This window comes from Pantoea sp. OVA07A, assembly GCF_019969975.1.
In the GTDB taxonomy this organism is placed as follows: domain Bacteria; phylum Pseudomonadota; class Gammaproteobacteria; order Enterobacterales; family Enterobacteriaceae; genus Pantoea; species Pantoea agglomerans.
In genome coordinates this window covers 1-270 of sequence record NZ_JAHXYM010000032.1, presented here as the reverse complement: position 1 = coordinate 270, position 270 = coordinate 1, and the positions used below count along the sequence as shown (strand labels likewise).

Sequence of the window (270 nt, the reverse complement as noted above, 5' to 3'; positions counted from 1 at the left end):
TGACTTAACAGACCGCCTGCGTGCGCTTTACGCCCAGTAATTCCGATTAACGCTTGCACCCTCCGTATTACCGCGGCTGCTGGCACGGAGTTAGCCGGTGCTTCTTCTGCGGGTAACGTCAATCGACAGGGTTATTAACCCCGTCGCCTTCCTCCCCGCTGAAAGTACTTTACAACCCGAAGGCCTTCTTCATACACGCGGCATGGCTGCATCAGGCTTGCGCCCATTGTGCAATATTCCCCACTGCTGCCTCCCGTAGGAGTCTGGACC

At 56.7% G+C, this 270-nt stretch carries 1 rRNA gene; it reads right to left on the bottom strand.

Features of this window, described 5'->3' with window-relative positions:
• A 16S ribosomal RNA gene (locus tag LC417_RS22350) occupies positions 1-270 on the bottom strand; the annotation flags it as partial.